Source organism: Vibrio sp. 10N.222.52.B12 (assembly GCF_002875385.1).
GTDB classification, from domain to species: domain Bacteria; phylum Pseudomonadota; class Gammaproteobacteria; order Enterobacterales; family Vibrionaceae; genus Vibrio; species Vibrio jasicida.
Genome location: NZ_MDAW01000140.1, coordinates 17655 through 21017, shown reverse-complemented (window position 1 = coordinate 21017; position 3363 = coordinate 17655). Strand labels below are relative to the sequence as shown.

Annotated in this window: 2 protein-coding genes and 1 tRNA gene; 2 read left to right on the top strand and 1 reads right to left on the bottom strand. The window is 44.7% G+C overall.

Annotation, left to right across the window (positions count from 1 at the left end; all coding sequences use genetic code 11):
- Positions 1-28 precede the first annotated feature (28 nt).
- Positions 29-105: transfer RNA gene (locus BCT11_RS20070), tRNA-Asp, on the top strand.
- Positions 106-535: 430 nt separating this feature from the next.
- Here BCT11_RS20070 and ilvY read toward each other — a convergent pair.
- A complete protein-coding gene (gene ilvY, locus BCT11_RS20065) occupies positions 536-1426 on the bottom strand; it encodes an HTH-type transcriptional activator IlvY (protein ID WP_038873954.1) in 891 nt (296 codons plus the stop codon).
- Positions 1427-1568: 142 nt separating this feature from the next.
- Between ilvY and ilvC the strand changes: the two genes are divergently transcribed.
- Positions 1569-3053 carry a ketol-acid reductoisomerase gene (gene ilvC / locus BCT11_RS20060; protein WP_038879763.1) on the top strand — a complete coding sequence of 495 codons (1485 nt, stop codon included), beginning with the start codon at positions 1569-1571 and terminating at the stop codon, positions 3051-3053.
- Positions 3054-3363: the final 310 nt, after the last annotated feature.

The following is a 3363-nucleotide window of genomic DNA, read 5'->3' as shown; positions in this document are numbered from 1 at the left end:
AACTTAGACTTAAATGTCTAACCAGTGCGGAGCGGTAGTTCAGTTGGTTAGAATACCGGCCTGTCACGCCGGGGGTCGCGGGTTCGAGTCCCGTCCGCTCCGCCACTTATTCAGACAAAAGCCCCAGCAGAAATGCTGGGGCTTTTTCGTATCTAACAACTCAATTCACCTATCGGTGCATGAGTCTCGCTTGTGTGTAAGTCCAATTGAACGTAAGCTCGGACTAGGCGTCCCCACGGTTCCGCTACTTATTTGGAAACCCAGCCTTCGGAATAGGTTTTGTCGTTTCTGATATCCTCAGATCTCTGTGTTTGCTGTAGAACTCGTTGTGTTAGGTAAAGATCTTATCTCTCTTGTCAGTGTCCATTTTCTAAATCTTAAAAGTAACTAAGGGTAAGTACTTACTTATTCTCATCACTTTGCTAGCAATACCTTTGTTATGTGAGTCGTGCATATTTTGCATTCGAGGTTTACTGTAAATAAAAAGCCCGTTGCTTGCGTAACGGGCTTCGGATTCCAATTTGTATAGATATCTCTAAAGGGATATATACTTACTTTCTGCGACTTCCCATAGGGCTTTAACTAACGGGTTTTCTAGCTGGCTTTTAATACAGCAAACACCGAGTTCGAATGGTTTGATAGGCAGAACTTTCAGTCGATTTATCTTCTCTCTGACAGGGCTATTGTTGATTACCACATCCGGTGCGATACCTACGCCACAACCTAAAGCCACCATACTGACAATGGCCTCATGCCCTGCTACTTGTGCGTAGATGTTTGGTTTGATCTTCATTTGCTTAAACCAAACATTCGCTCTTTCTCTTGCTGTGCCTGCTTCTGGGAGAATAAAAGGGATCGTTGACCAATCCGGGGTTTCTTTTTGTAGTTCTTCTGCGAAGCTGCTGATTCCAACCGGAGCAATAACCGATAGAGGTATCTCGCTGATTGGTTCAAAAGCCACTTTAGCGGGTAGTTGGTCTGGCTTTGCCGAGATCGCGATATCAGCCTCATCCGCCATTATCTTATCGATAGCTTGGGCTGGATCGCCAGTAGAGAGTTTGAATTCAATAAATGGGTGTTGTATGCGGAAATCGGAAATAAGCTCCGGGAGGTGACTGTAACTTGCAGTTACCGAGCAAAATAAACGTATCTCCCCCTTTAGCTCATCTTCCGTTCCTTTGACGTAGCTTTGGTATTGCTGCCATTCCCCCAAGATCTTTAGTGCAACAGGCAATAACTTCTTTCCTTGAACCGTCAATTCGACACTTCGATTATCACGCAAGAACAGCTGTTGATGCGTTTCTTCTTCTAATTTTTGGATCTGCCGACTCAGTGCGGAAGGGCTGATATGCATTGCTGCCGCTGTCTTAGCGAAGCTTTTACTATCACATAGATGAATGAATAGTTGTAGGCTTTTGATGTTCATTAAATCTTTACGTCCATGTTGCATTTATTGCAATAAGTAATTGTGAATATATCACTTTCAGCAACTGAATGTCTGTTTTAGTATGAACTCATTCGGTAACACAAATACCGACCTCTATGGAAGAATGTTAAGGAACACCCAGATGGCTAACTATTTCAATACCCTAAACTTACGTGAGCAATTGGACCAACTTGGTCGTTGTCGCTTTATGGACCGCGAAGAATTCGCATCAGAAGCAGATTACCTAAAAGGTAAGAAGGTGGTCATCGTAGGTTGTGGTGCTCAAGGCCTTAACCAAGGTCTAAATATGCGTGATTCTGGTTTAGACGTTGCTTACGCTCTACGCCAAGCTGCGATCGACGAGCAACGTCAATCGTTCAAAAACGCAAAAGATAACGGCTTTGAAGTAGACAGTTACGAAAAGCTAATTCCACAAGCTGACCTAGTAATCAACCTAACGCCAGACAAGCAGCACACTAACGTTGTTGAAACGGTAATGCCTCTCATGAAAGAAGGCGCAGCACTAGGCTACTCACACGGTTTCAACGTAGTTGAAGAAGGCATGCAAATCCGTAAAGACCTAACGGTTGTAATGGTTGCGCCTAAGTGTCCAGGTACAGAAGTACGTGAAGAGTACAAGCGTGGCTTCGGTGTTCCTACACTAATCGCTGTTCACCCAGAAAATGACCCTAAAGGCGAAGGCTGGGACATTGCGAAAGCATGGGCTGCTGGTACAGGTGGCCACCGCGCAGGTTGTCTAGAGTCTTCATTCGTAGCGGAAGTTAAATCTGACCTAATGGGTGAGCAAACTATCCTATGTGGCATGCTACAAGCCGGTTCTATCGTGTCTTACGAGAAGATGATTGCTGACGGTATCGACCCAAGCTACGCAGGTAAACTTCTACAATACGGTTGGGAAACAATCACTGAAGCTCTTAAGTTTGGTGGTATCACTCATATGATGGACCGTCTATCAAACCCAGCAAAAGTAAAAGCATTTGAGCTTTCTGAAGAGCTAAAAGAGCTAATGCGTCCACTATACAACAAGCATATGGACGACATCATTACGGGTGAATTCTCCAGTACTATGATGGCTGACTGGGCAAACGACGATGCAAACCTACTAGGCTGGCGTGAAGAGACGGGTGAAACCGCTTTCGAAAACTACCCTGCAGGCGACATCGAAATCTCTGAACAAGAGTACTTCGACAACGGCATTCTACTGGTAGCTATGGTTCGTGCTGGTGTTGAGCTAGCATTCGAAGCAATGACAGCATCAGGCATCATCGATGAGTCTGCATACTACGAGTCACTGCACGAGCTACCGCTAATAGCAAACACAGTTGCACGTAAGCGCCTATACGAAATGAACGTGGTAATTTCAGATACAGCAGAGTACGGTAACTACCTATTTGCTAACGTAGCAACACCGCTACTACGTGAGAAGTTCATGCCATCAGTAAGCACAGACGTAATCGGTAAAGGTCTAGGCGAGTCGTCTAACCAAGTCGATAACGCTACGCTAATCGCAGTAAACGAAGCGATTCGTAACCACCCAGTAGAGTACATCGGTGAAGAGCTACGTGGTTACATGACGGATATGAAGAACATCGCAGTAGGCGGCTGATTTCTATCTAAGTCAGTAAAGAACTCCGGATAGACTGGGGTCAATAAATACAACATACAACACAACATCTAATTAAAAGGCTTGGTCGCCGTTGACCAAGCCTTTTTGTTTTTATGAAGACGGACTGTTTCCTTCGAACCGTGGGAGTGCTTCGCTGTTAAAATCGGACGTGTTCGTTGGGATAGAATTGAAAGAAGTAGAGGTATATGTTGACTGAATTTGTCGTTAAGAAGACAAAATTGAAGCGAATCCCGAATCCCGAAAACAAAAAGGGTTGACGTACATACGTCAACCCTTAAGAATTTTCTCG

Bases quoted from the DNA above. Each gene is read 5' to 3' on its own strand.
- ilvY (WP_038873954.1), bottom strand. From the start codon at position 1,426: ATGAACATCAAAAGCCTACAACTATTCATTCATCTATGTGATAGTAAA.
- ilvC (WP_038879763.1), top strand. From the start codon at position 1,569: ATGGCTAACTATTTCAATACCCTAAACTTACGTGAGCAATTGGACCAA.